Origin of the sequence: Kribbella sp. NBC_01484 (assembly GCF_036227145.1) — a bacterium.
In the GTDB taxonomy this organism is placed as follows: Bacteria; Actinomycetota; Actinomycetes; order Propionibacteriales; family Kribbellaceae; genus Kribbella.
This window is the reverse complement of sequence record NZ_CP109437.1, coordinates 4319339-4343456: the sequence shown is the minus strand read 5'-3', so window position 1 is coordinate 4343456 and position 24118 is coordinate 4319339. Positions and strand designations below refer to the sequence as shown.

21 protein-coding genes are annotated in these 24118 nt (G+C 70.2%); 7 read left to right on the top strand and 14 right to left on the bottom strand.

Annotation, left to right across the window (positions count from 1 at the left end; genetic code table 11):
- Positions 1 to 35: 35 nt before the first annotated feature.
- From OG555_RS21285 to OG555_RS21275, 3 genes are all read right to left on the bottom strand, one after another.
- Positions 36 to 779: a ThuA domain-containing protein gene (locus OG555_RS21285; protein ID WP_329484678.1), complete on the bottom strand. Its 744-nt coding sequence runs from the start codon at positions 777 to 779 to the stop codon at positions 36 to 38.
- Positions 772 to 1860: a Gfo/Idh/MocA family protein gene (locus tag OG555_RS21280; RefSeq protein ID WP_329484677.1), complete on the bottom strand. Its 1089-nt coding sequence runs from the start codon at positions 1858 to 1860 to the stop codon at positions 772 to 774. The genes OG555_RS21285 and OG555_RS21280 overlap by 8 nt, the downstream gene beginning before the upstream one ends.
- A gap of 214 nt (positions 1861 to 2074) precedes the next feature.
- On the bottom strand, positions 2075 to 2521 hold the full coding sequence (locus OG555_RS21275) for a metallopeptidase family protein (RefSeq protein WP_329484676.1): 447 nt from the start codon (positions 2519 to 2521) through the stop codon (positions 2075 to 2077).
- A 31-nt stretch (positions 2522 to 2552) separates the two neighbouring features.
- Here OG555_RS21275 and OG555_RS21270 point away from each other — a divergent pair, with 31 nt between their 5' ends.
- Entirely contained in the window at positions 2553 to 2936 is a 384-nt protein-coding gene (locus tag OG555_RS21270) for a DUF3499 domain-containing protein (RefSeq protein WP_329484675.1), read from the top strand.
- Here OG555_RS21270 and OG555_RS21265 read toward each other — a convergent pair whose 3' ends face one another.
- The 4 genes from OG555_RS21265 to OG555_RS21250 all read right to left on the bottom strand — a co-directional run bounded on the left by OG555_RS21265 (position 2937) and on the right by OG555_RS21250 (position 9340).
- Positions 2937 to 4415 (bottom strand): DUF5719 family protein, encoded by a 1479-nt coding sequence (locus OG555_RS21265; protein ID WP_329484674.1) that lies wholly within the window; start codon positions 4413 to 4415, stop codon positions 2937 to 2939. It abuts the gene before it with no gap.
- Positions 4412 to 7324: a glycosyltransferase family 2 protein gene (locus OG555_RS21260; RefSeq protein WP_329484673.1), complete on the bottom strand. Its 2913-nt coding sequence runs from the start codon at positions 7322 to 7324 to the stop codon at positions 4412 to 4414. Before OG555_RS21260 ends, OG555_RS21265 begins: the two co-directional genes overlap by 4 nt.
- 220 nt (positions 7325 to 7544) lie before the next feature.
- Entirely contained in the window at positions 7545 to 7796 is a 252-nt protein-coding gene (locus OG555_RS21255) for a WhiB family transcriptional regulator (protein WP_442914534.1), read from the bottom strand.
- 314 nt (positions 7797 to 8110) lie between these two features.
- A complete protein-coding gene (locus tag OG555_RS21250; RefSeq protein WP_329484671.1) occupies positions 8111 to 9340 on the bottom strand; it encodes a hypothetical protein in 1230 nt (409 codons plus the stop codon).
- Between the two features lie 114 nt (positions 9341 to 9454).
- Between OG555_RS21250 and cofD the strand changes: the two genes are divergently transcribed.
- The 3 genes from cofD (at position 9455) to OG555_RS21235 (ending at position 12209) form a co-directional block, all read left to right on the top strand.
- Entirely contained in the window at positions 9455 to 10432 is a 978-nt protein-coding gene (gene cofD, locus OG555_RS21245; protein WP_329484670.1) for a 2-phospho-L-lactate transferase, read from the top strand.
- Positions 10429 to 11403, top strand: a complete 975-nt coding sequence (locus OG555_RS21240) for a coenzyme F420-0:L-glutamate ligase (protein ID WP_329484669.1) — start codon at positions 10429 to 10431, stop codon at positions 11401 to 11403. The genes cofD and OG555_RS21240 overlap by 4 nt, the downstream gene beginning before the upstream one ends.
- 125 nt (positions 11404 to 11528) lie before the next feature.
- The gene (locus tag OG555_RS21235; RefSeq protein WP_329484668.1) at positions 11529 to 12209 is read left to right on the top strand and encodes a DUF3105 domain-containing protein; all 681 of its coding nucleotides are present in this window, start codon (positions 11529 to 11531) and stop codon (positions 12207 to 12209) included.
- A 404-nt stretch (positions 12210 to 12613) separates the two neighbouring features.
- Here OG555_RS21235 and OG555_RS21230 read toward each other — a convergent pair whose 3' ends face one another.
- From OG555_RS21230 to OG555_RS21210, 5 genes are all read right to left on the bottom strand, one after another.
- A complete protein-coding gene (locus OG555_RS21230; protein ID WP_329484667.1) occupies positions 12614 to 13711 on the bottom strand; it encodes a mannose-1-phosphate guanylyltransferase in 1098 nt (365 codons plus the stop codon).
- Between the two features lie 11 nt (positions 13712 to 13722).
- Positions 13723 to 14745, bottom strand: coding sequence for an NAD(+)/NADH kinase (locus OG555_RS21225; RefSeq protein WP_329484666.1), 1023 nt, complete (start codon positions 14743 to 14745; stop codon positions 13723 to 13725).
- An 88-nt stretch (positions 14746 to 14833) separates the two neighbouring features.
- Positions 14834 to 15904, bottom strand: a complete 1071-nt coding sequence (locus tag OG555_RS21220) for a hemolysin family protein (protein WP_329484665.1) — start codon at positions 15902 to 15904, stop codon at positions 14834 to 14836.
- Complete coding sequence (locus OG555_RS21215) at positions 15901 to 17238, bottom strand: hemolysin family protein (protein WP_329484664.1); 1338 nt, start codon at positions 17236 to 17238, stop codon at positions 15901 to 15903. The genes OG555_RS21220 and OG555_RS21215 overlap by 4 nt, the downstream gene beginning before the upstream one ends.
- Before the next feature lie 48 nt (positions 17239 to 17286).
- On the bottom strand, positions 17287 to 18132 hold the full coding sequence (locus OG555_RS21210; protein WP_329484663.1) for an SDR family NAD(P)-dependent oxidoreductase: 846 nt from the start codon (positions 18130 to 18132) through the stop codon (positions 17287 to 17289).
- A gap of 71 nt (positions 18133 to 18203) precedes the next feature.
- Here OG555_RS21210 and OG555_RS21205 point away from each other — a divergent pair, with 71 nt between their 5' ends.
- A complete protein-coding gene (locus OG555_RS21205; protein WP_329484662.1) occupies positions 18204 to 19127 on the top strand; it encodes a LysR family transcriptional regulator in 924 nt (307 codons plus the stop codon).
- Here the strand turns inward: OG555_RS21205 and OG555_RS21200 are convergent.
- Complete coding sequence (locus tag OG555_RS21200) at positions 19059 to 19340, bottom strand: twin-arginine translocase TatA/TatE family subunit (protein WP_329484661.1); 282 nt, start codon at positions 19338 to 19340, stop codon at positions 19059 to 19061. The genes OG555_RS21205 and OG555_RS21200 overlap by 69 nt on opposite strands.
- A gap of 67 nt (positions 19341 to 19407) precedes the next feature.
- On the opposite strand from OG555_RS21200, the gene OG555_RS21195 reads away from it, so the two are divergent.
- Positions 19408 to 20088 carry a TIGR03089 family protein gene (locus tag OG555_RS21195; RefSeq protein ID WP_329484660.1) on the top strand — a complete coding sequence of 227 codons (681 nt, stop codon included), beginning with the start codon at positions 19408 to 19410 and terminating at the stop codon, positions 20086 to 20088.
- 1 nt (position 20089) lies between these two features.
- Positions 20090 to 20881, top strand: coding sequence for an SDR family NAD(P)-dependent oxidoreductase (locus tag OG555_RS21190; RefSeq protein ID WP_329484659.1), 792 nt, complete (start codon positions 20090 to 20092; stop codon positions 20879 to 20881).
- On the opposite strand, the gene OG555_RS21185 is transcribed toward OG555_RS21190, so the two are convergent.
- Positions 20856 to 24068: an ATP-binding protein gene (locus OG555_RS21185; protein WP_329484658.1), complete on the bottom strand. Its 3213-nt coding sequence runs from the start codon at positions 24066 to 24068 to the stop codon at positions 20856 to 20858. The two genes, OG555_RS21190 and OG555_RS21185, sit on opposite strands and share 26 nt — an antisense overlap.
- Between the last annotated feature and the right edge of the window lie 50 nt (positions 24069 to 24118).

The following is a 24118-nucleotide window of genomic DNA, read 5'->3' as shown; positions in this document are numbered from 1 at the left end:
CCGGCCCACGGCGAGATTCGTATTTCAGGCTCTGTTCATGCTCGCTCGAACCAGCCGATGTCCTTGCGGTGGTGGACCTGCGGGAGCTGGCGCGGGCTGCTCGGGGCCGCCCAGCGAGCCGCGTTGGCGATGATCTGCTGGACCTCCGGCTGGTGGTAGGTCGGGAACTCCTGGTCACCCGGCCGGAAGTAGAACACCCGGCCCTGGCCGCGGCGGTAGCAGCAGCCGGAGCGGAACACCTCGCCACCGGTGAAGGAGCTGACGAACACCAGCTCGTCGGGCTGCGGGATGTCGAACAGCTCGCCGTACATCTCCTCCCGCTCGATCACCAGCGGGTGCGGGATGCCCTGCGCGATCGGGTGCCCGGCCGCGACCGTCCAGATCAGCTCGCGGTCGTTCTCGGCCCGCCAGTCCAGCGAGCAGGTGGTGCCCATCAGCCGGATGAAGATCTTGCTGAAGTGCGCCGAGTGCAGCGCGATCAGGCCCATCCCGGACAGCACGTGCCGCTGCACCCGCTCGACGATCGCGTCGTCGACGTCGCCGTGCGCCGCGTGACCCCACCAGGTGAGCACGTCGGTCTCGGCGAGCACCTCCTCGGTGAGACCGTGCTCGGGCTGCTGCAGCCAGGCCGTCCGGACGGCCACGTCCTCGCCGAGCTTGGCGCGCAGCGCCGCGGCGATCGTCTCGTGCATCGTGTCGGGGTAGATCTTGCGCACGGACTCGTCGCGGCCCTCGTGCACGTTCTCGCCCCAGACGGTGACGCGAATCGGATCAGTCATGCAGCACAACCTCTCGTCCCGCCTTCGCCGAGGCGTAGCAGGCGTCGATGACCTCGGTCCGCAGCAGCGCCTCGGACCCGTTGTGAGCGGCCCAGTCGCCGCTCCGGACGATCTTGACGAACTCCCGCACCACCGCGCGGTGGCCGAGCCCGGGCCCGGTGGCCGGTTTCACCTCGGCCGGTACGCCGGCGACGTCGGTGAAGATCCGCAGCGTGTCGACGGTGGTGTAGTTCTGTACCTCGATCTTGGCGCCGCCCTCGGTGCCGAACAGCTCGATGCCGAAGTTGTCGCCCGGCGCCCGGAAGGTGGCCCAGCTCGTCTCCAGCTGCAGCGCCCCGCCGCCCTGCAGCCGCAGGTACGCCGTGGCCAGGTCCTCGACCTCGAACTTCGAACCGAGCGTGTCGACCGTCGGCCGCTCCGGGCTGCTCACACTGCCCTTGCCGCGCGGACCGAGCTCGGCGAACGTGTTCGCCGAGACCGTGGTCACCTGCGGCTCGCCCAGCAGGTACAGCGCGAGATCGAGGATGTGCACACCCAGGTCGATCAGCGGGCCGCCGCCGGACAGCTCGCGGTTGGTGAACCAGCCGCCCATGCCCGGGATGCCGTTGCGGCGCATCCAGTGCGCCTTCGCGTAGTAGATCCGGCCCAGCTGGCCCTCGTCGATCTGGTGCTTCAGCGCCGCGACGTCGCCACGCTCGCGGTGGTTGAAGACCACCTTGAGCACCCGGCCGGCCTGCTTCGAGGCCTCGACCATCGCGGCGCCCTCGGCCACCGTCCGGGCCAGCGGCTTCTCGGACAGCACGTGCAGGCCCATCTCCAGTGCCTTCAGCGCGATCGGGGCGTGCAGCTGCGTCGGCGTACCGATGCTGACTGCTTCCAGTCCGTCGGTGTCGAGCAGGTCCTCCCACTTCTCGTAGAGATGCGGTACGCCGTGCTTCTCACCGAGGCTGGTCAGGAGGTCCTTCTCCAGCCCGGCCAGCGCCACCACCTCGACGTCCGGCAACTCGGAGAACGCCTCCAGCGCCGTCCGCCCGGCGAAGCCCAGCCCGACAACCCCGACCCGTAGTTTTTGATCGTTCACACTCACGATCCTCTCGCAATGACAACGAAGGTCACAAACCCCTTCCCACACTACGGAACATCTTCGAACACCAGCGAGTCGACTGGTTCCATCGTGGTCATGGGGCCTCCCGCCCTGGATTGAGGAGCGTAGGGAGCGAAGCGACCGGAGCGACGAGGGAAGGGCGGGAGCCAAGGCCCCATGACCCGCCGGCGCCGAAGGCCCGGCCAAAAGCTCAGTCGTCGTCTACGTCGAAGTCGGGGTCGATCTGCTCGGGGGAGAGCGCCAGTACGTCGGCCAGCTCGAGGACCAGCGCGGACCGGACCAGCCAGGCCAGGCCGGTGGCGGAGCGCTCGGCGCGGAGCTCGATCGGGCGGCGGAACACCACGATCCGGTACGGCTCGTGCGAGGTGCCGCCGGTGGAGTGGGTGAGCGGGATCTCGGTCGCGTCGAGCTCCAGGTTCGGCACGTCCTCGATGGCGAACTCGACCCGGGCGACGACCTGCGGCAGCCGTTTCTCCAGGCGGGTCACCTCGATCGCGACCACCTCGTCGAACTGGGCCGCGGCCGATCGCTGCAGCGGCAGACCGCGCGGCGCGAACTTGCTCGGCCGGCTGATCGGCCCGAGCATTCCGCGGCCGTGGCGGTCGATGTGCCTGCGATGACGGCGAGCCTCGGTCACGCGCTCAGCCTAGTGGGGGTAACGTCTGGTCGTGAGCATCGCCAGGATCTGTTCGCGCGCCGCCTGTCATAAGTCGGCGGTGTCGACGCTCACGTATGTGTACGCCGACTCCACCTGTGTGCTCGGCCCGTTGGCGACCTACGCCGAACCGCACTGCTACGACCTGTGTGCCGATCACGCCGACCGGCTGACCGCACCGAACGGCTGGGAAGTGATCCGGCTCGCTCCGGACCCGGCCGCGGCCGGACCGTCGTCGGACGATCTGGAAGCCCTGGCCAACGCGGTCCGCGAGGCAGCTCGCCCGCTGCCTCGCCAGGAGCCCGGCACCGGTGGTCCTGGTGCACCGGTCGAGATCGCCCGCCGGCGCCACCTGCGTATGCTCCAGGATCCCGGCGCGAACACCTCCGAGGGCTGACTACCTCAGCGCGGCCCGCACATCCGGCTGCGCGCCCAGCTGGGCCTGGAACACCAGCGACGTGCTCAGCGGCCATGCGGCGACCTGAGCCACGTCTTCCTTGTCCGCCTTGGCCGCCGGCATCAACGTGACCCCAGCCACGACCGTGCCCCGCGTCTGCTGGACCATCAGGTCCGTCGGCCGCGGCTGCGCCGGCAACGGGATCGCAGTGGTCGCGCCGCCGATGATGTCGAGCGCTCGGGTCTGCAGCGCCCGCCCGGCCAGGTCGCGCAGCTCGAACTTCACACTGCCCGTCTTACCCGGTGCGGTGACCTCCAGGACGGCCGGCTGCTGATGCGCCGGCAGAACCAGGTACGCCGGTCCCGTGAGCGCCTCGGCCGACCCGAGCGAAGCGAAGTCCGTCCCACTCGCGTCCGACATCCGCATCGACGCGGTCACCGGCTGGTCCGAGGTCACGGTGATCGCGCTGGGATCACGATTCAGCACCGGGTCCAGGATGACCGTCTTCACCGAGCCGGCGTCCACCTGCACAGTCTCCAGACCGGCCGGCTTGAACGGGCCGTTCGGCCCGTGCACGGTCAGGCTTGCCGTCGCCTGCAGATCCGATGGGTTCGCGATCGACAGGATCCGCGCTCCGGCACCCGGCGCCACGGCCGGCACGAACACCTTGGTCGCGGGCGGGGCCGAGGGGTTCAGCCAGTCCACACCGGCCGGCTTGGTGCCGTTGCTCGCGTTGTCCCGCAGCGCGGGCGAGACCCGGCCACCAGTGGACTCGACGTGCAGCGCGACGTCCCGCAGGTTGGTCGCGACCTGACCGAGGAACAGCTCGGTCGTCTGCCGCGCCCGTACGACGATCCCCCGCGCAGCCGGCAGGTCCTGCGGACCGGTCCGCGCATACATGGTGACGTTCACCTCGGCGTTGACGCTGTCCAGGTTCGTCAGCACCAGCACATCGCGCCGGCCACTCGCTCCGGACGCTCCGACGAACCAGAAGTCCGAACCGGGCGCCTGGCACGTCACGCTCGCCATACCCTGGTTCACGCCCTCGGTGGCGGTCGTCGTACTCGTGCCGACGGTGCCGGCGGCGAGCGGGCCGGTGCCCTGGATCGACAGCGGCTCCGGCTTCGTCGCCGGAGCGGTCGAACCGATCTTGCCGCGCACCAGCAGCGAGCCGACCGGGTCGGCCTTGGCCGCCAGTGGGGTGATCGACAGCGGCGCCTCGGTGCCGGACGCGGTCGGCGTGCCTTCGGGCAGCGTCGGCGACACCGCGTTCACCACGCTCGTCAGCTTCCCGCCGGTCGCGAGCACCGGGCAGGACAACGCCGTACGGTTCACCACCGCGGGCGCGGGGGCGACTGCGGCCTCCGGACTCGTCACCGGCTCCTTGGGGTGCGTCACCACCGCGAGCCCGCCGATCACGGCCATCGCCAGCACCACGGCTCCGAGCCGGACGAGCGGGTTCGCCAGCAACCGGATCACCGGTCCCTCCTCGCGTGGGTGCCGTGCGGGACGGCGACAGTACGGCGAACCGTCGGCAGACAGAAGACCAGCGCGATGATCCAGCCGATGATGCCGAGCAGCCGCCACAGCGTGTGGGTCTGGTCCTGCAACGGCGACGTGCCTTCGATCTTCGTCCGGTCCACCAGCCAGGACGCGTCTCCGTCCTCGGCACTGGCCCGGGTCAGACCGGGCAGCGAGTCGAGGGTCGACTGCAGCGTCGGATCCAGCGGTCCGGGCAGGTAGACGTAGTCGACCGCCAATCCGGCCAACTGCCGCCCTTCCTCACCGGTGCCACCGCCACCGAGGGTCGCCAGGACGTCGCCGATCGGCTTGGTCTGCTCCGCGGTCGGCGCGGCTTCCAGCGCCCCCATCCGCGGGCCACCGTTCTTCACCAGCGAGAACCGCATCTCGCCACCCGGCGCCTTGCGCACGACCAGGATGGACGCGTTGTCCGGCGGATCCTGCGACGACACCAGGTACGCCGGCAGGTCCTGCGCGGGTCCGCGCCACAGCGGCCCGTCCATCCCGCGGACCAGCCAGAACCCGGCCGTCACGATCGTCGTCACCAGCACGAACCCGAGCACGCCCTGCACGATGATCGCGGTGGACTTGCCGACCGAGTCCCAGGCGACCGCGACCGCGATGATCCATCCGGCCGTCATCAGGAACATCAGCGGCCCACTGCCACCACCCAGCCGGCTCGCGACCAGCGTCGCGGCCAGACCGGCCAGTGCGGCGAACCATCCGAGCAACTCGTACCGCTGCCGCGACGAACGCAGCAGACTGATCATCGCGACCAGAATCAGCGGTACGGCGAACCACCACGGTGCCGGCGCTCCGATCGGCGTACCGGTCAGCAGATGCGGCAGGCTGTCGCCGGGACCGACCGCGGCGGTCGGCGGTCCGCCGGCCTCCTGCCCCAGCCGCGACGGATGCAGCACAAGCTGGATCGTCCACGGCAACACGAGCAACAGACCCAGTACGACGGAGAAGACCAACTGGCGGCTCTGCCGGCGCCAACCGAGTCCGATCACCGCACCGAGGACCAGGAGGACGCTGACCAGCAGTCCGAGCGCCGGGGTGAACGCGAAGAGCACGGCCTGACAGATTCCGGCGAACCACGCGGCCCGCCAACTGCCTTGGATGACCACACGACGCCGCCGGGCGATGGTGTGCACGGCAGCACCGAGCAGCGGCAGCACGATCGCCGCCACGCACGTCCCGATCCGGCCCTGCGTGATCGCGCCGTTCGTGAACACAGCGATCCCGTACGCCGCGGCACCCCAGGCTCGTGCGACACGGTCGACGACGAACGAGCGCAGCAACGCCCACGCAGACAGAGCGGCCAGCGGAACAGCGCCGAGCAACAACAGGTTCGCCGCACCGGACGGGCCGAACATGACCGTCGAGAACGCCCAGAACTGCGCCAGCCAGGCCGGCGGCGTCACACCGGGCGGAGCTGAAGCGGCCGCGTGCCAGAGCGCACCGAGGCTCTCGTGCGCCGGCAGCAAGAGGTTGGACCGGAGGACACCGCCACCGATCAGACTGCGGCCCGCGACCAGCGCACCGATCGCCAGGACGACCCACGCCACCAGGAACGGGCGGCGGATCAGCTGACGACGCCAGCGCGGCTGGTCGACGGCGACCCGCGCCGTGGACTTGGCCCGGCGTGCTGTCGTGACGACCTGCTCTTCCGGCTCGTCCGCCCAGGCTTCGCGGATCCGCTCGGAGATCGTGCTGGTCGTCTCTTCCAGGTTGTGCCGCAGTGCGTTCACCGACCGGGAGAAGAGTCCCTTGATGTCGTCGTACGGGACCCGATCGAGGTTGCGGCGGTTCTTGCGGGCCTGGGTCCAGCCGCCGGCCAGCAGCGTGCCGAGCAATGCGGTCCACTCGTCGACCGCACCGGATGGTGTCTTGCCGAGGAGGAACCACACCGATCGCAGCACGGTGCCGAACAGGAAGCGCAGGATCAGTAGCGGCAGCAGCCTGCCGGGCGCGTTCGCGAGAACGGTGTAGTAGGCGTGTGCGCGGTCGAGCTGGTACGCGTGCCGACGGGTGCCGGCCAGCGCGCGCTCGCCGGTCGCCGCCGCTTGCGCGTGGTAGACGACCGCGTCCGGCGCGACGCCGACATGGAACCCGGCGCGGCTCGCCCGCCAGCCGAAGTCGATGTCGTCGCGGAACATCGGCAACCGCGGATCGAAGCCGTGCAAGGCCTCCCAGACGTCGCGGCGGACCAGCATGCCGGCCGAGCTGACCGCGAGGACGTTCCGCGGCTGATCGTGCTGGCCCTGGTCGAGCTCACCGATCTCGATGCCGGTGTCCCGGCGGCCGCCGAGCGAGGTGCTGACGCCGACCTCGAGCAGTTCACGGTCCCGCGGCCAGAGCCGCAGCTTCGGGCCCCAGACGCCGGTGGCCGGCGACATCGTGGCCTGGAGCAACAATTTCTCCAGGGCCTTCGGGGCCGGGGCGCAGTCGTCGTGCAGCAGCCACAACCACTCGACCACAGGCATGTGGCCGTCGTCGCCGTACGGGCCGACGGCCGAGGGGATCGGGGCGAACCCGACCGCCTCGAGACCGCGGGCCACGGCCACGCCGAAACCGGTGCGTGCGGAGACGCTGACGACGGGTTCGACGCCGGGCATCGCGGCCAGCAGTTCGGCCGTCTCGTCGGTGGATCCGGTGTCGACCGCGATCAGCCGGTCGGGCCGTGGGTTGAGCGCCCACAGCGCCTCGGACAGCCGGGGCAGCCAGGCGGCGCCTTCATGGCCGACCACCACCGCGGTGACGACATGCCGGACCCGCGGGCGACCCATCGGGTCGTCGATGTGATCGGTCGGGAAGTCGACGGAGTCGAAGAATTCCCAGCCGGCCGGAGCTTCTTGTTCCATGCGGAGCTGTGACACCTCGATGGTTACGGACGGTTCTCACCACAACCAGAGTCGCGGCGAGGACTCACCATACAGCCGTCACCCTGAGCCTCAACCCACTCACCCGCACGCGGAGGACGTACTCCGCTCTTCCCCGGGACAGCCGCGGGCCCCGGCGACGTGTTCGTCGGCGGGGCCTCGCGGAAAGTCCTGGATGAAGTTGTGTGCCGGGTTCTGACCGTCAGACGGCCTTTTTCTTCAGCTTGCGGCGTTCCCGCTCCGACAGGCCGCCCCAGATTCCGAAGCGTTCGTCGTTCTGCAGTGCGTACTCGAGGCACTCGCCCCGCACGTCACAACCGAGGCACACCTTCTTCGCCTCGCGGGTGGATCCGCCTTTCTCCGGGAAGAAAGCCTCTGCGTCGGTCTGGGCGCACAGTGCCCGTTCCTGCCAGTTCGGCTCCTCCTCGATCGCTTCACCGTCGACAATCGCCATCAGCTCTGTCACGGTACGACCTCCTCGACCCTGTTCGTTCCCCTGTACATGTGGGTTTGCGGTCCACATGCCTGACCTCGTCCGTCCTGCGCTCTGCAACGGTCCCCGATACCGAGTGTCCAACGAACGACACGGTTGAAATTACATTCCTGCAATCCACGAAAGTCAAGCCGTGGTCTGCTATTGGCACTATCCGCAACACGGCTGCAAAAGAACGAGAGGCCTGCGTGCACAGGCCTCTCGCACCGATCTACGCCCTCCCGAAGCGCCCCGAAACAGTTTCGGGACGACTTCGGCAAAGGCTTGCTGCCTTGTCAGGAAGGCTGCGACCACCAACCCTGCTGTTCCTGACCCTGCTGGTTCTGGTCGTTCTTCTCCGGCTCGGTCACGCGCGGGTCGACCCGGGTCTCGTCAGCGGCCTCGGTCTCGGGCTGCTCCGGCTGTGCGCTCGGCTGCGGCTCGGCGGCCGGAGTCTCCTCCGCCTGCCAGGCCTGCTCCTGCTGCCACGCCTGCTGAGCCTCGGGCTGCTCGTGTGAGCCTTCCTCGCGGGCGGCGTGCTCGCCCTGGCCGGCCCACTCCTGCTGACCCTGCTGGCCGTACTCCTGGCCGCTCCACTGCTGCTGCTGACCGGCGTCGCCACCGCTCCACTGCTGCTGCTCCTGCGGCCACTGCTGGCCCTGGTCCTGGCCGCCCCACTGCTGCTGGCCTTCGGCGCTCCACGCCTGCGTCGGCTCGACGCCCTGGCCTTCAGCGGACCAGGCCTGCTCGGCCGGCTGCTGCGGCTGCTCGCCGTGCTGCTGAGCCTCGGCATCGCCGGCGGACCAGGCCTGCTGCTCGCCCTGGTTCCAGCTCTGCTCCTGCGGCCACTGCTGCTGCTCGCCCTGAGCCGTCGCGTAACCACCGGCAGCGCCGGCCGCTCCGGCCGCGGCGCCATAGCCGCCGTACTGGCCCTGACCCTGGTCGTACTGACCGTATTGACCCTGCTGGCCCTGCGGCTGGCCGTAGCCACCCTGCTGGCCGTACGGCGCCTGCTGGCCGTACTGCTGCTGGCCGTACGGCGCCTGGCCCTGGGGCGCGAACTGACCCGGCTTCGGCGCGCGGACCGGCGCCGGCAGGGCCTGGTAGGTCTTGAGGATGTAGAGACCGGCGGCGCCGTACAGAGCCAGGCCACCGAGCGCGTAGATGAACCCGACGACCTTGATGCCGGCGCTGCTGGTCTCGTTGAAGCCGGCGAACGCCGTGATCAGGCCGATCAGCGCGGCCACACCGGTGATCACCAGCGCGGCCAGGGCCACGGTCCGGGCGTTCGGCGTCCGTTCACCCGCCTCGTTCACCAGCCAGACCGATCCCACCAGCGAGAGCAGGAGCAGCACTGCGCCGAAGGACGGCGGGGTGAGAATGCCTTGCACGCCTCCGGCGGCGGCAGTGAAGCCGGCGCCGCCGACGAACAGCCGGATCAGCGATGCCAGGACGATCAGGCCGGCGAATGCGAGCAGGATGTACGCGACCGGCTCTCTGAGCTTCTTGGTTGCGTCGGTGACCACGAGGGCTCCTCGGATGTTGGGGGCCGTACAACTGAGCTGTGCGGATGGTTCGGACCCACCGCAGCATAGTCGTGCGGTGGTCCGACCGATTGACGACTCGTGCAGACTCTTCCCATGCGATTGACAGTGCTCAGCGGTGGCATCGGCGGATCCACCTTCCTGCGCGGGCTGCTGAAGGCCCGCCCGGACGCCGAGATCACCGTGGTGGGGAACACCGCGGACGACATCACCCTGTTCGGGCTGCGGGTGTGTCCGGACCTCGACACGGTGATGTACACGCTCGGTGGCGGCATCTCGGCCGAACGCGGCTGGGGCCGGGAGGACGAGACCTGGGTGATCAAGGAGGAGCTCGCGGCGTACGGCGTCGAGCCGACCTGGTTCGGCCTCGGCGACCGGGACGTAGCGACCCACCTGGTCCGGACTCAGATGCTCGACGCCGGCTACGGGCTGACCGCGGTCACCGAGGCGCTGTGCGCGCGCTGGAAGCTCCCGGTCCGGCTGCTCCCGATGAGTGACGACCGGGTCGAGACCCACGTGGTGGTGGACGACCCGGAGCAGCCCGGGCGGCGCAAGGCGATCCACTTCCAGGAGTACTGGGTCCGCTGGCAGGCCCAGATCCCCGCGCACCAGATCGTCGCGGTCGGCCAGGAGAAGGCCAAGCCCGCGCCCGGCGTGCTGGAGGCTATCGCGGACTGCGACGTCCTGATCGTGCCGCCGTCCAACCCCGTCGTCTCGGTCGGCACGATCCTCGGCGTACCGGGGATCCGGGACGCGGTCCGGGAGACCGCCGCGCCGGTCATCGGGCTGTCGCCGATCATCGGCACCGGCCCGGTCCGCGGGATGGCCGACAAGGTGCTGGCCACCGTCGGTGTGGCCTCGACCGCCTCGGCCGTGGCCCGGTACTACGGTTCGCGCGCGTCCGGCGGCGTACTGGACGGCTGGCTGATCGACACGTCGGACGCGATCCAGGCGGATTCGATCGCCGGAGCCGGAATTCACGTCCAGGCGGTGCCGTTGTGGATGACGGACGAGTCCACCACCGCCGCGATGGCCGATGCGGCGCTGAACCTCGCGGAGGCCGTACGGCGATGAGGAAGCACCTGGAAGTCTTCCCGGTGACCGGACTGCCCGAGGTGGCGGCCGGGGACGACCTGGCGGCACTGATCGGCGACGGGACGGACCTGCGGGACGGCGATGTCGTCTCCGTCACGTCCAAGATCGTCAGCAAGGCCGAGGGACGCCTGACCCACGGCACCCGGCAGGAGGCGATCGACACCGAGCTCGTGCGGGTCGTGGCCCAGCGCGGCGAGACCCGGATCGTCCAGACCCGGCACGGCCTGGTCATGGCCGCGGCCGGCACCGATACGTCCAACACCGCCCCCGGCACGGTCCTGCTGCTCCCGGTCGACCCCGACGAGTCGGCCCGGCAGCTGCGGACCGCCCTGAAGCAGCGGTACGACGTCAACGTCGGCATCGTGATCACTGACACGTTGGGCCGCCCGTGGCGCACCGGACAGACCGACCTGGCCATCGGTGCGGCCGGAGTCCGCGTGGTGGAAGACCTTCGCGGTACGACGGACAGCCATGGCAACGTCCTCGCGGTGACGGAGCCGGCTCTGGCCGACGAGATCGCCAGTGCGAGCGAGTTGGTCAAGGGCAAGGCGGACGGCGTCCCTGTCGCGGTGGTGCGCGGGCTGCAGGACGCCGTACTCCCGACTGGGGAGCACGGGCCTGGGGCGCGGGCGCTGGTGCGCGACGCCGACCAGGACATGTTCAGTCTCGGGACTCGTGAGGCGGCGCGGGCCGCCGTACTGGAGCGTCTGGCGCCGACCGGTCCGCGTGAGGTCGACCCGGCGCTGTGGGCCGGACTGCTGGATGAGGTCGAGGACATTCACCTCGAGCTGCTGGACAACGCTGTCACGGTCTTCGGCGACGAGCCGGTCGCGGTCGGCGTGATCGCCGAGCGGCTCGCCGTACTGCTGCACGCCGAGGGGTACGGCGTCACCGTCCGGACCGGACCGGGCAGTGAGGCGACTGTCACGTTCGGCTCACGGTCCAGGTAGTTTTCTAGGCAACCTCTCAGGGTCACCTCGTACACTGCTCCCGCACGGCGGCGCGGTGGCCGCCCTGATCCGGGAAGACCAACACAGTGGGTAAAGCGTCGTCGCAGAAGCAGTCGCGTCGCGAGATGATCGAGAAGATGCAACGGGACCAGGCCCGAACGGACCGGAACCGGACCATCCTCATCGTGGTCGCGTCGATCGTGGTCGGCCTGGCCATCATCGCCTACCCGGCGGTCCGGCTGATCCAGGACTCCCAGACCAAGAACCAGGCCGCCACCGAGCTCGGCGTGGCCGCGTCGGCCGCGTCCTGCGAGGCGCCGACCAACGACGAGGCCGCCGGCACCCAGGACCACAAGCCCGACGGCACGGTGATCAACTACTCGGTGTCGCCGCCGTCGTCCGGCTCGCACTACGCGGTCTGGGCGCCGTTCAACAAGAAGTTCTACACACTCGACGACCGGCCGCCGATCCCGAACCTGGTGCACAACCTGGAGCACGGGTACACGATCCTCTGGTACAAGGACTCCCTGCCGAAGGACCAGATCGACCAGATCGAGAAGATCTCCAAGGCGAAGCTGCCGGACAGCTCGTCGGGCAAGTTCATCGCAGCGCCGTTCCGGGAGACCGACGGCAAGCCGTGGCCGGACGGGAAGAGCATCGCGTTCTCGCACTGGAGCGGCAACGCCCAGGGCCAGGACAAGGCCTTCGGCCACCGCCAGTTCTGCGGCTCCGTCAGCGGTGACGCCCTCAAACAGTTCATGGACAAGTACCCGTCCACCGACGCCCAGGAGCCCGCCGGCGGCTGAGCTCCCAACTCGTGTACATCGAACGCCCCCGCGGAGCCGCTTCCGCCGGGGCGTTCGTCGTACCCCGACCATTCGACGGATATCCGCCGCTCTCGTCGGTTCCGTGGGTGTTCCCGTGCCGTCGACCGGATCGCCAGGCCATCACAACGAGGCCAGGACGAAGACCTCCCACGGACGACCGCAGCGTCTCGGCGATTGTGATGGCCTGCAGGTCCGCCACACCCCAGGCAACCGACAGAACGAGGCCGACTGCCGGGACCCGAAGGAGGCGAACGAACCAAAACAGGGACCTGAGACACGCTGCGGGGGCCTGGGACAGGTTGTGAGGTGTCCCAGGTCCCGACAGGGTGTCCGCACCCCCGCCAGCGCAACGACCCCCGCCGGCCTCCGGGCGGTGTGTGGGGTCAGATGTAGCGCTCGGCGTGGTCGGATTGGACTTGGGCTACCAGGTCCTTGACGCGTTCGCCGTCGGCGAGGGGGCAGACCATGGTGACGTCCTGGGTGTGGACGATGATGTGGCTGCGCAGGCCGACCGCGGCGACCAGGTGGTCGGGGTCGTCGGTGACAACGATGTTGTCGTGGGAGTCGAGCAGGCAGCTGAGCGTCGTCCCGTCCGTACGGTTGCCGTTGGCATCGGCGTCGTACGTGCCGGCCAGTGCGGCCCAGGAGCCGACATCGAGCCAGTGCACCGGCATCGGTACGACTACCACGTCCGCGTCCACCTTGCCCTGCGAGGCCGGCTCCATCACCGCGTAGTCGACGCTGATCTTGCGCAGGTTCGGGTAGATCTCGGCCAAGGTCGCATCACGCGACGGGGTGTCCCAGACCGACGCGACCTGACGCAGCCGCGCGGCCGACTCGGGCAGCAGTTCGTCCAGCACGCTCAGCACGGTCTCGGCCCGCCAGACGAACATGCCGGAGTTCCACCAGAACCGCCCGGTGGCCAGGTACTCCTCGGCGGTCGCCCGATCCGGCTTCTCCCGGAACCGGTCGACGGCGAAGGCCCTGGTCCCCTCGATCGGCTCGCCGCGCTCGATGTACCCGAGCCCGGTGTGCGGATGGGTCGGCTCGATCCCGAACGTCACCAGCGACCGGGAACGTTGCTCGACGACGGCGAAACCGTTCTCGATCGCGGTCCGGAACTCGTCCTCCGGACTGATCAGGTGATCCGATCCGACGAACGCCACCACCGCGTCGGGGTCGTTGCGCGCCACCACCGCAGAGGCCAGGCCGACCGCGTTCGCGGTGTCCCGGCGGGCCGGCTCGCCGATGATGTTGTGCTCGCCGAGCTCGGGCAGCTCGGTGCGGACCACCTCGGTGTACGCGCCGACCGTGCACACATAGATGTTCTCCGGCTCGACCAAGCCGCGCAGCCGGTTGTACGCCACCCGGAGCAACGACTGTCCGGCTGCCAGCGGCAGCACCTGCTTCGGCCGGTCGTCTCTGGACAGCGGCCACAACCGTGTCCCCGAACCACCGGCCAGGATCACCACGTTTCGCATGAGGAGAGACCCTACCGGTCGTGACCAGACGGTGGCGGAAGCTTGAGGTGGGCGAGGTCCGGTGGGACAGGTGTGGTGGTCCGCCAGAACAGGTCGGACTCGCCGTCGAGGGCGGTCGCGGGCGCGTCGGTGAGCCGGAAGCGGTCCCGCAGCCGGCCGTAGAAATCGGTGGGAGCCAACCGGACCAGTCGCAGCCGCCGAGTCGAGCCGTAGACGCCGATCCAGTCGCCCGGATCGAGGACGCCGCGGAGCTGCCCGTCGATGCTGACCGCGGCCTGACCGGAGTGCGGGAGGACCCGGAGCGCGACCGGCTCGTCCGGCGCCGTGACAACCGTTCGATTGAAGGTCATGTGCGGTGCGACCGGAGTGAACACGATCGCTTCGGTGCTCGGCGACAGGATCGGCCCACCCGCCGCGAAGCTGTACGCCGTCGACCCGGTCGGCGTCGCCACGATCACCGCATCCGCGGAGTACGACGCCAGCAGCCGGCCGGCCAGATACACACCCAGCGCCACCTGATGGTCGCGCGCCAGCTTCTCGAGGACGACGTCGTTCAGCGCGGTCACGTCCAGCGCCACCCCCCAGCCGTCACCCTCGGCGGTCTCCGGGCGGACCGCCGGCGGCGGAAGGGCAGGGCCATGTCCGTAGCGCAGCAACGACTCGATGCCACTCGGGATCTCCAGTGGACGCGACGCCCGCATGGTCAGCGTCATCCGCTCCTCGTAGGTCGCACCGCCGTGGTGCACCGCCTCCAGAGCGGCCTCCACGTCGCGGCACGCGACCTCGGTCAGGAACCCGACCTTGCCGAGATCGACCCCGAGCACCGCCGCGTCGTTCTTCGCCGCGATCCGGGCACCGCGCAGGAACGTGCCGTCACCGCCCAGCGTGACCACGAGATCCGGGTTCCCGGCGTGGTGCAGCTCGTCCATCCCGCCGCGCCGTTCCTCGTGCGCCTTCCAGACGTCGATGTCGGTGCAGCCGATGTCGTGTCTGGTCGCCCACTGACGCACGGTCTCGGCGGTCTGCACAGCCACCGGACGCCCCTGATGAACGACAAGCCCAAGCCGCCTGATCGGCACGACGGTCCTCCTCCGGACGGTTCCTGCCTCCACCGTAGCCGCCCTAGCGATCCGGTGATTCCGCCTTCGCGGCTTTGACGATCGGGTCGGTCTCGTCGTCGAACTCCCCGATCACCTCCTCGAGCAGATCCTCCAACGCCACCACCCCGACCGGCCGATCCTCGTCCCGTACGACGGCCAGCTGCGAACGCCGATCGCGCATCGTCCGGATCGCGGTCGCCACCGGCGTACTCGCGGCCAGCTCGAGGGGCGCCGTCATCAGGTCCGACGCGCGCAACGTCGTACCGCCGCTCGTGGTCGCGCGCGCCGCGTCACGGACGTGCACGATGCCGCAGATCGTCGTACCCGAACTGACGACCGCGAGGCGGGAGCGGCCCTCGCGGCGGCTGGTCAGCTCGACGTCGCGGGCGGACGCGGCCGCGGGAACCGTCGCCAGCTGGGCGATCGGAGTCATCACCTGGGCGACCGTGGTGTTCTGCAGCGCGAGCATCGCGGTGAGCAGGTTGTGCTCTGGTTCGTCCAGCGTGCCGTGTTCCCGGGAGGACTCGATCAGCAGGCGGAGCTCGTCGGGCCCGTGCGCGTTGGCCAGCTCGTTCTGCGGGGTCACCTTCGCCAGCCGGACGCAGAGGTTCGCGAGCCAGTTCAGCACGATCAGCAGCGGGCGGAAGACGTACGTGAAGGCGCGGAACGGGAGAGCGAGCGCCAGCGCGGACCGCTCGGGATTGCTGATCGCCCACGACTTCGGCGCCATCTCACCGAGAAGCACGTGCAGCAGGGCGATCACGGCGACGGCGATGATCAACGCGATCACCTGACCGGCGCGCTCGGGGACGTGCGCCAGCTCGAACAACGGGTGCAGCAGACTGGCCACCGCCGGCTCGGCCAGCGAACCGAGTCCCAACGTGCACAACGTGATGCCGAGCTGCGCACCGGCGAGCATCAGCGACAGCTCACTCACCCCGGCGATCGCGGCCCGAGCCGAGCGGTTGCCGGCCGCGGCCGCCTCCTCGAGCCGATGCCGCTTCGACGCGACCAGCGCGAACTCCGCGGCGACGAAGAAGCCGTTCAGGGCCAGCAGGATCACCGAGATGATCAGGGCGAGCGGCGTACTCATGCCAACCGCTCTATCAGGACCAGACCCGGCACGTGGCGCTCGATGGTCTGGACCGTCAGCCGGACGAACTCGGCCGGGACCGGCCGGCCGTCATGGTCGATGCGGTGCCGCAGTTCCACCATGAGCTCGTCGCCGATCGCGGGGATCCGGCCGAGCCGGGCCATCACGAGGCCGGACAGGGTCTCGTAGTCGTCACCCTCGGGCAGCGCGACGCCGGTGGCCGCCCGGACCTCGTCGAGCCGCCATCGGGCCGACACCACCCACGATCCGTCGCCGCCCGGAACGAGGCCGCTCTCGGGCAGGTCGTCCTCGTCGTGGATCTCGCCGACCAGTTCCTCGGCGATGTCCTCGAGCGACACGATCCCGGCGAATCCGCCGTACTCGTCCACGACGATCGCGAGCTGACGGCGGGCGGTCCGCAGCCGTTCCAGTACGCCGGGCAACGGCAAGGTCTCGGGTACGACGACCGGCGGCGAAGCCAGCGAGCCGACCGCGATGTGCGCCCGGTCGGCCGGTTCGAGCTCGACCACGTCGCCGATCGCGACCACGCCGAGCACCTCGTCGACCGAGTCGGCGATCACCGGGAACCGGCTGTGCCCGGTGTCCTGCAGCTCGACCACCCGGGTGAGCGGCTCGTCCCGATGCATGATGATGACGTCGACACGCGGGACCATCGCCTCCCCGGCCGTCCGGCCGCGGAAATCGAGGCCGCGGTCGAGCAGCCGCATGGTGTCCTCGTCCAGCAACCCCTGCTCGTAGGACGTGACGATGATGCGGTCGAGCTCCTGCGCGGTCGCGCCCTGCGGCAGTTCCTCGACCGGTTCGATGCCGACCCGGCGCAGGATCCGGTTCGAGGCCGAGTCGAACACCCGGATCAGCGGGCCGGCGATGGTCAGGTACAGCAGCGTCGACCGGGCCAGCCGGAGCGCGATCGCCTCGGCCTTCGCGATGGCCAGGTTCTTCGGCGCCAGCTCGCCCAGCACCATCTGGATGATCGTTGCCAACAGCAACGCCAGGATGACCGAGACGGACACGCTCACGGCCTGTGGCACCCCGGCCGAGCCGAGCAGATCCTCCAGGCCCGCACCGAGATAGGGCTCGGCGAAGTACCCGGCCAGCAGCGCGGTGATGGTGATGCCGACCTGCGCGCCGGACAGCACGAACGACAGCCGCGACGTGACCTTCAGCGCCCGCGCCGCCGCCGGGTCACCGTCCTCGGCCAGCGTCCGCAGCCGGCTCCGGTCGACCGCGACGTACGCGAACTCCTGGGACACGAAGTAGCCAGTGGCAACGGTCAGCACCAGGATCAGAGCCAGGCCGCCCAGGATCAACATGTCCTGACCTTATGAGAACTCCGGCTGCTGGAGTACTGCGGGGTGATTTCACCGCGTGGACGGCTTCCACGGGAGGATTTTGCCGTCGCGGACGAGTTCGCCGTACATCGCGGGATCGGTGCGGTCGGTCAGGATGACGTCGACGATCGGCTTGACCGCCTCGGCCGGGGACTTCGCCTGGCTGAAGTCATCGAACCACGGCCGGGACGCGCGGGTGTCCACCAGCCCCGGACAGACCGACGCGACCAGCGTCCCGTCCTCGAGGTCCCGCGTACGGCGATCCGCGGCGACGGCCCGTACAGCGGCCACCTGAGCCACCTTCGACGGGAAGTTGATCCACTCCGGCCAGCCCTTCTCCTCGGCCGTCCCGTCGTGAATCGCGGCCCGCCAATCCTCGACCGCCTGCTCGACCTCGTCCAGCGTCACCCCGTCGAACCGCCCCCACAGCGGCTCCGGCAACTGCTCCAGCGTCCCCAGCGAACTGGCCACCACGATCAGCCGGCCACCCGGCCGCAGAATCGGCCCGAACTCCCGCAACACAGCCTGAGCCCCGAGGTTGGCGACATCGATGAACACATCAGCCTGCTCAGCCTGCGTCCGATCCGGGTGCAGCGGCCCGACGGCGTTGGAGATCACGATGTCGACCGCCCCCAGCTCACGGGCCAGCGCCGCCACGGCCTCCGCATCCGTCACATCCAGCACCCGCCCCTCGATCCGAGCCATCCCCGCCTCGGAGTCAGCCAGCTCGGCCACGGCGGTAGCTACCCGATCTGGGTCACGGCCGGTCAGAAGCACCAGGTCCTCTTCGTTCATGCGGATGGCTAGTTCTCGGACGAAGGCGTAGCCGATGCCTTGGTTGGCGCCGGTGACGAGTGCGATGCGTTGTTCTCTCATGTGACCAAACGTAGATGCGGTGCGAGTATGACTCCAACGAATCTTTGGCACACGTGGTATGCGTAAACATCATGGACTTCACCGATGTCTCACTGGTGGCGTTGCGAGTGTTCCGGGAGGTCGCGGAACGCGGCACGTTCACGGCGGCCGCGACCGCGCTCGGCTACACCCAGTCGGCTGTGTCGCGACAGATCGCGTCGCTGGAACGAGCAGCGGGCGCGCCGCTGCTAGAGCGGCGGCGAGAAGGCGTGCTGCTGACGGCAGCGGGTCAAGTCGTACTGCGGAATGCCGCCGGCGTGCTGGATCAGCTCGACGCGACGGCCCGCGAGCTCGCCGGGCTCCCCGCAGCCGGTGGAACTGTCCGGCTGGGCTGGTTCCCGAGCGCGGGCGCCGTTCTGTTGCCGCAGGCAATCAGTGCGCTACGCCGCGGCCATCCGGCGATCACGGTCACGACCCGGGAGGGATCCACCCCCGCGCTGGTCCGGGCGCTGCGGGCGGGAACTGTGGACCTGGCGTTGCTGGCGTCGGCACCGCCGTTCCGGCCACCGGACGCGGAGTCGCCGGCGTTGAAGCTGGAGACGCTGGCCGAGCGGAGTCTGCGGCTGGCGGTGCCGGCCAGTCATCCGCTCGCGGCCCACGACTCGGTGGACGTGGCCGACCTGCGGGGTCAGCGGTGGATCGCCGGGCCTGCGTCCGGCGAGGAGTTGCTGATGGGCGTCTGGCCCGGGCTCGACGAGCGGCCGGTGATCGCGCACACGGTGCGCGACTGGCTGGCTAAGTTGCAGCTGGTCGCGGCCGGTGCCGGGCTGACCACGATCTCCGCGTCGATGGCGTCGGCCGCACCGGCGGGTGTCCGCGTGGTCACCGTCCGCGGCGGACCGAAGGAGCTACGGCGCACCATCCTGGCCCGCCTCCCCGGCCGCCTCTCAGAGCCCGCGACGCTCCTCGCCAACGCCCTCCGAGCCGCCGCCCTCGACATCAACCCGCCCGACTGACTCGGCCGGCCCGTCCGACGGCGGCGGCTGAGGTGCGGTGACCTGCGCCGGCTTGTCGTCGTCGTCCTCGGATCTGGCCTTGTTGAACTCGTTCAGCGCGCGCGCCGCATTGCGCGACAGCTCAGGCAGCTTCTTCGCGCCGAACAGCAGAATGACGATGACCAGGATGACGATCCATTCGCCGCCCTGTGGCAGCTCGAGCTGTGGCACCATGACAAGCCTTCTTTCCGCGAATCCCCTCACCACGGTACGTCGGCGCCGGAAACGTAGGGTGGGCCATATGTCACGAGTCCTTCCCGAGCTGTTCGGAACCGCGGTCCGCCGGGATGGCGCCGGTCCCTTCCTCACCTACTACGACGACGCGACCGGTGAACGGATCGAGCTGAGCGCCCTCACCACCGCGAACTGGGTCGCCAAGACCGCCAACCTGCTGGTCGACGAGTACGACCTGGAGCCCGGCGAGACCGTCGCGATCGGCCTGCCGCCGCATTGGCTCGGCGTGGTCTGGGCGCTGTCGACCTGGTCGGTCGGCGCTGCCCTCACCAGCGGTACCGGCTCCCTCGCGATCACCGGCCCGGACCTGACCGTCCGCGGCGAGCGGGAGACCATCGCATCGGCGCTGCTCCCGCTGGGCGGCCGGTTCCGCGAGCCGCTGCCGGACGGCATCCACGACTACGGCGCCGAGGTCTACAACCACCCGGACGTGTTCGTCCCGTTCGACCCGCCGGCTCCGTCGTCACCGGCGTACGACGACCTCACCCACGAAGACCTGATCGGTACGGCGGAACCCGTCGCCGACCGGATCCTCGTCACCCGGGACCTGACCACGCGGGACGGGGTGGCACTGCTGGTCGGGGTGATCTCCGGAGGTGGTTCGATCGTCCTCTGCCGCAACCTGGATGCCGCCAAGCTGGAGCGCCGGGTCACGGACGAGAAGGTCGACCGAGTGCTGGAGGGATGACGTGCGGCGATTCGAAGGACGGGTGGCTCTGGTCACCGCGGGTGCGCAGGGGATCGGGGCCGCGGTGGCCCGGCGGCTGGCGGACGAAGGCGCCTCCGTCGTGGTCACCGATCTGCAGGAGGAGAAGGTCGCCGAGGTCGCGGCCGGGATCGGCGAGCAGGCGCTCGGCCTGCGCCTCGATGTGACCAGCCGGGACGACGTCGACGCGGCGGTGGCGGCCGCGGTGGATCGGTTCGGCCGGCTGGACGTCGTGGTGAACAACGCCGGCGGCTGCATCGTGACGTCCGTGCCGGAGGACGCGACCGCCGAGGAGTGGCACCGGCAACTCGACCTCACGCTGGTCGGCGCGTCCCGGTGCATCCAGGCCGCGCTCCCCCACCTGGTCAGGACTCGCGGCAACGTGGTGACGATCAGCTCGGTGAACGGCCTGGCCGCCTTCGGCAACATCGAGTACTCCGCGGCCAAGGCGGGCCAGATCGCGATGACCGTCAACTACGCGGCCCGGTACGGCGAGCTGGGCGTCCGGTTCAATATCGTTGCCCCCGGCACCATTCGGACGCCGAACTGGGACAACCAGCCGGGCACCCTGGAGCGGTTCTCGAAGATGTATCCGCTCGGCCGGGTCGGCGAGCCCGAGGACATCGCCGCCGCGGTCGCCTTCCTGGCCTCCGACGACGCCGCCTGGATCACCGGTCACACGCTCCCGGTCGAAGGCGGCGTACTCACCGGCCCCCGCGGCGAGATGAACCTGACCCCGTCCGGCTCCTTCAGGAAGGAGTACCCGGGGCTCTGAACAGCAGCTCGGCCTGGGCCAGGGCGGCGGGGTCGCCAGTGGTGCGGTACACACCGCGCAGGGCGTGCGCCTGCTCGAGTTTGTTGCCGAAGGCACCCCAGTCCGCGGCCGCCCGGGCGAACGCGGCGGCCGCCGCCTTCGTGTCGCCGCGGTGTTCGGCGAGCAGCGCCTGGGCGGTCGTCGCCGAGTACTCGCGCATCGGCAGCACCGGCTCCACGAAGTCCGTGAGCACAGCGCCCGCCTCGGCATGACCCGCGGCGAGCGCCGCCCGCACCAATGAGGGCAGCCGGGCGTCGAACTCGAGGCTGCCGCGCAGGTCGGACAATGACGCGAGCAACTGGAGAACCTCCAGTACGCCGTCCTGGTCGCCGTCCCGAGCCCGGGTGGTCACCGCGGGCGATCCCGCGACGACGATCAGGTCCGGCCAGCCCGCATCCACCGCCAGCCGGAACGCCTCCTCGGCCGGATCGCGCGCGCCCGCGAGACCGGACTCGGCTTCCGCCACCGCCAGGGCCGACAGCACTTCGATGCGCCGCAGGGTGGTGAACGCCGGTCCGGGGTGCTCCAGCTTGGCCCGGCAGGCCGCGATCGCCTCGTCCGGCCGGCCCGTCTCGATCATCAGCTGCAGAACCGTACAGCCGATCTGCTGCTCCATCTCGGCCAGCCGCCGCCGAGCGGCGAAGTCGCGAGCGGTGTCGAGCTCGCCCAAGGCGACGACCGGTCCCTCGATCTGCCACAGCACCCAGCCGTAGTTCAGCCAAGCCACCGCCGCGTCGCGCCCCTGCCCGAGCTCGAGCAGCGCGGCCAGCGCCTCCTTCACGTCGACCAGCCCGCCGGTGTCGCCCTGACCGACCCGGGCGAGCCCCCGGGCCTCGAGAGCCCGTTGCGGTACGGCGTACCCGTGCTCGGCGGCCATCCGCAGGGCACGGTCCGCCGAGGCGATCGCATCCTCACTACGGCTCGCGACCAGCCGGATGCTCGCCTGCCCGGACAGCAACTGCACGAGGTCCGCGCTCGGCCCGAGCTCCTCGAGCATCGCGACCGCCCGGTCGACCGTGGCCAGGCTCTCCTCCATGCTGTTCAGCGCGTACGTCGACGCTCGCAACGTGAGCGCGAGTCCGCGGATGTCGCCGATGGCCTCGAATCCGGCGATCGCCTCGCGGTAGGCGGTCCGCGCGTTGTCGAGCCGGCCGGCCAGGAACGCCGCCCAGCCCCAGCGCGCCAGAACCGCCGGACGTTCAGGATCGCCGGGTGGGGTGAGGCCGAGCGCGCGGTCGAGCAGGGCGATCGCCTCGCTGGTGTCCAGGTTCATCGCCAGCTCGGCGGCCATCAGCTGATAGCGGCGGGCTCGTGGCGCGATCGTCGCGACCGCATCCGTCTCGCCGAGTGCGGCGGCCAGATCGAGTGCGGTGGTGAGGTGATAGGCGATCAGGTTCGGGGTCTCGGCCTGGCAGGCCGGGCAGCGCAGCTCCAGCCAGCCGGCAGCGGCGAGGTGCCGCGCCGAGCGGGCCGCCCGCGGCACCTGGCTGTAGGCGACATCGCGGGTCAGTGCGTGCCAGAAGGTGTACTCGTGCTGGCCCAGCATCGACGACCGCCGGACCGGGCGCACCAGCTCCTTACGAGCCAACTCCTGCAGTGCTTGGACGACCTCCGCCGGGTCCCGGCCGGACAGGGCCGCGACGGCTTCGGCCCAGAACACCCGGCCGATCACGGCCGCATCCGCGAGCAGCGCCTTGCGATCGGACTCCAGCGTGTCCAGCCGAGCCGCGATCAGCGCGGCGATGCCGGCGGGCAGCTCGACGGAGGCGGCCCGGTCCGGGCCGCAGTCGGCGACGATCCGGGCGAGTTCTTCGGCATACAAGGGGTTGCCGTCGGCCCGCCGTACCAGGCGACGGCGGGTCTGGTCCGGGACGTCCTGACCGGCGAACATCTCGATCAGGAGTTGGTCGGTCTCGGCTGCCGTCAGCGGCGAGAGGCCGATGGTCAGCGAGTTCTGTACGCCGCGGGTCCACTGCGGTCCGCGTTCGAGCAACTCCGGGCGGGCGGTCACGACGACCAGCAGCGGCAGGTCGGTCAGCCACTCGGCCAGATGATCGACGAAGGCGAGCATCGCGTCCGTCGCCCAGTGCAGATCCTCGAACACCAGGACCACGGGCGACTGTTCGGCGAACGACTCCAGCAATTGGCGCCAGGCCGCGAACGACTCCTCCTGCGCCACCGACTCCGCCGGCGTGGAGCGCTCGACGCCGACCAGTGGTCCGACCCGGGCCCGCAACCAGGCCCGGTCCGCGCCGTCCGGAAGGATCGCATCGAGCTTCTCCGCCACCTGGGTCGGCAGGTCGGTGTCGAGGATCCCCGCCTGGACCTTGAAGATCTCCGCGATCGGCCCGAACGGCGTCTCGCCGTACGGCACTGATCGGCCCTCGCGCCAGCCGACGAGTTCGTCGTGCCGGTCCAGCCAGGCGCCGAGCTCCGCGACCAGGCGCGACTTGCCGATGCCCGGCTCGCCGAGGAGTGTGACGAACTGCGGCACCCGCTCCGCGACGGCCTTCTCGAACGTCGTGCACAGCAAGGTCAGATCGCGCTGCCGGCCGACCATCGGCGTACTGAGGTCGCGGATCACGTCCGCGCCGAACCGGGCCCGCGGCGGGCCGGCCTGCCAGCGGTCGAGCGGGTGGCTGATTCCCTTCGCCACAACGGGTTCCAGCGCCTCGTAGCCGAACACGCGACTCGTCGCGTCGTAGGTGCCGGGTCCGACCACGACCGCGCCGACCGGCGCCGACGCCTGCAACCGGGCGGCCGTGTTGACGACCATGCCGGTGACGAACGGTTCGCCGAGCTCGGGTCGCGCGGTCAGCTGGACCAGTGCTTCACCGGTCTCGATCCCGATCCGGACCTCCAGCGGCCCGTCCGGCAGTTCGCGTACCGCGTCGAGGATGGCCAAGCCGGCCCGGATCGCCCGCTCGGCGTCGTCCTCCCGGGTCCGCGGCGCACCGAAGACCGCCAGGATGGCGTCCCCGGCGAACTTCTCGACCGTCCCGCCGTACCGCTCGACGGTCTGCCGCAGCGTCGAGTGGTACGGCGCCAGCCACCGGCGGACGTCTTCGGGGTCGGCGGACTCCGACGCGGTGGTGAAGCCGACCAGGTCGCAGAACAGCACCGAGACAACCTTCCGTTCCTCGGTCATGGGGCCTCCCGGCCTGGACTGAGGAGCGCAGGGAGCGAAGCGACTGGAGT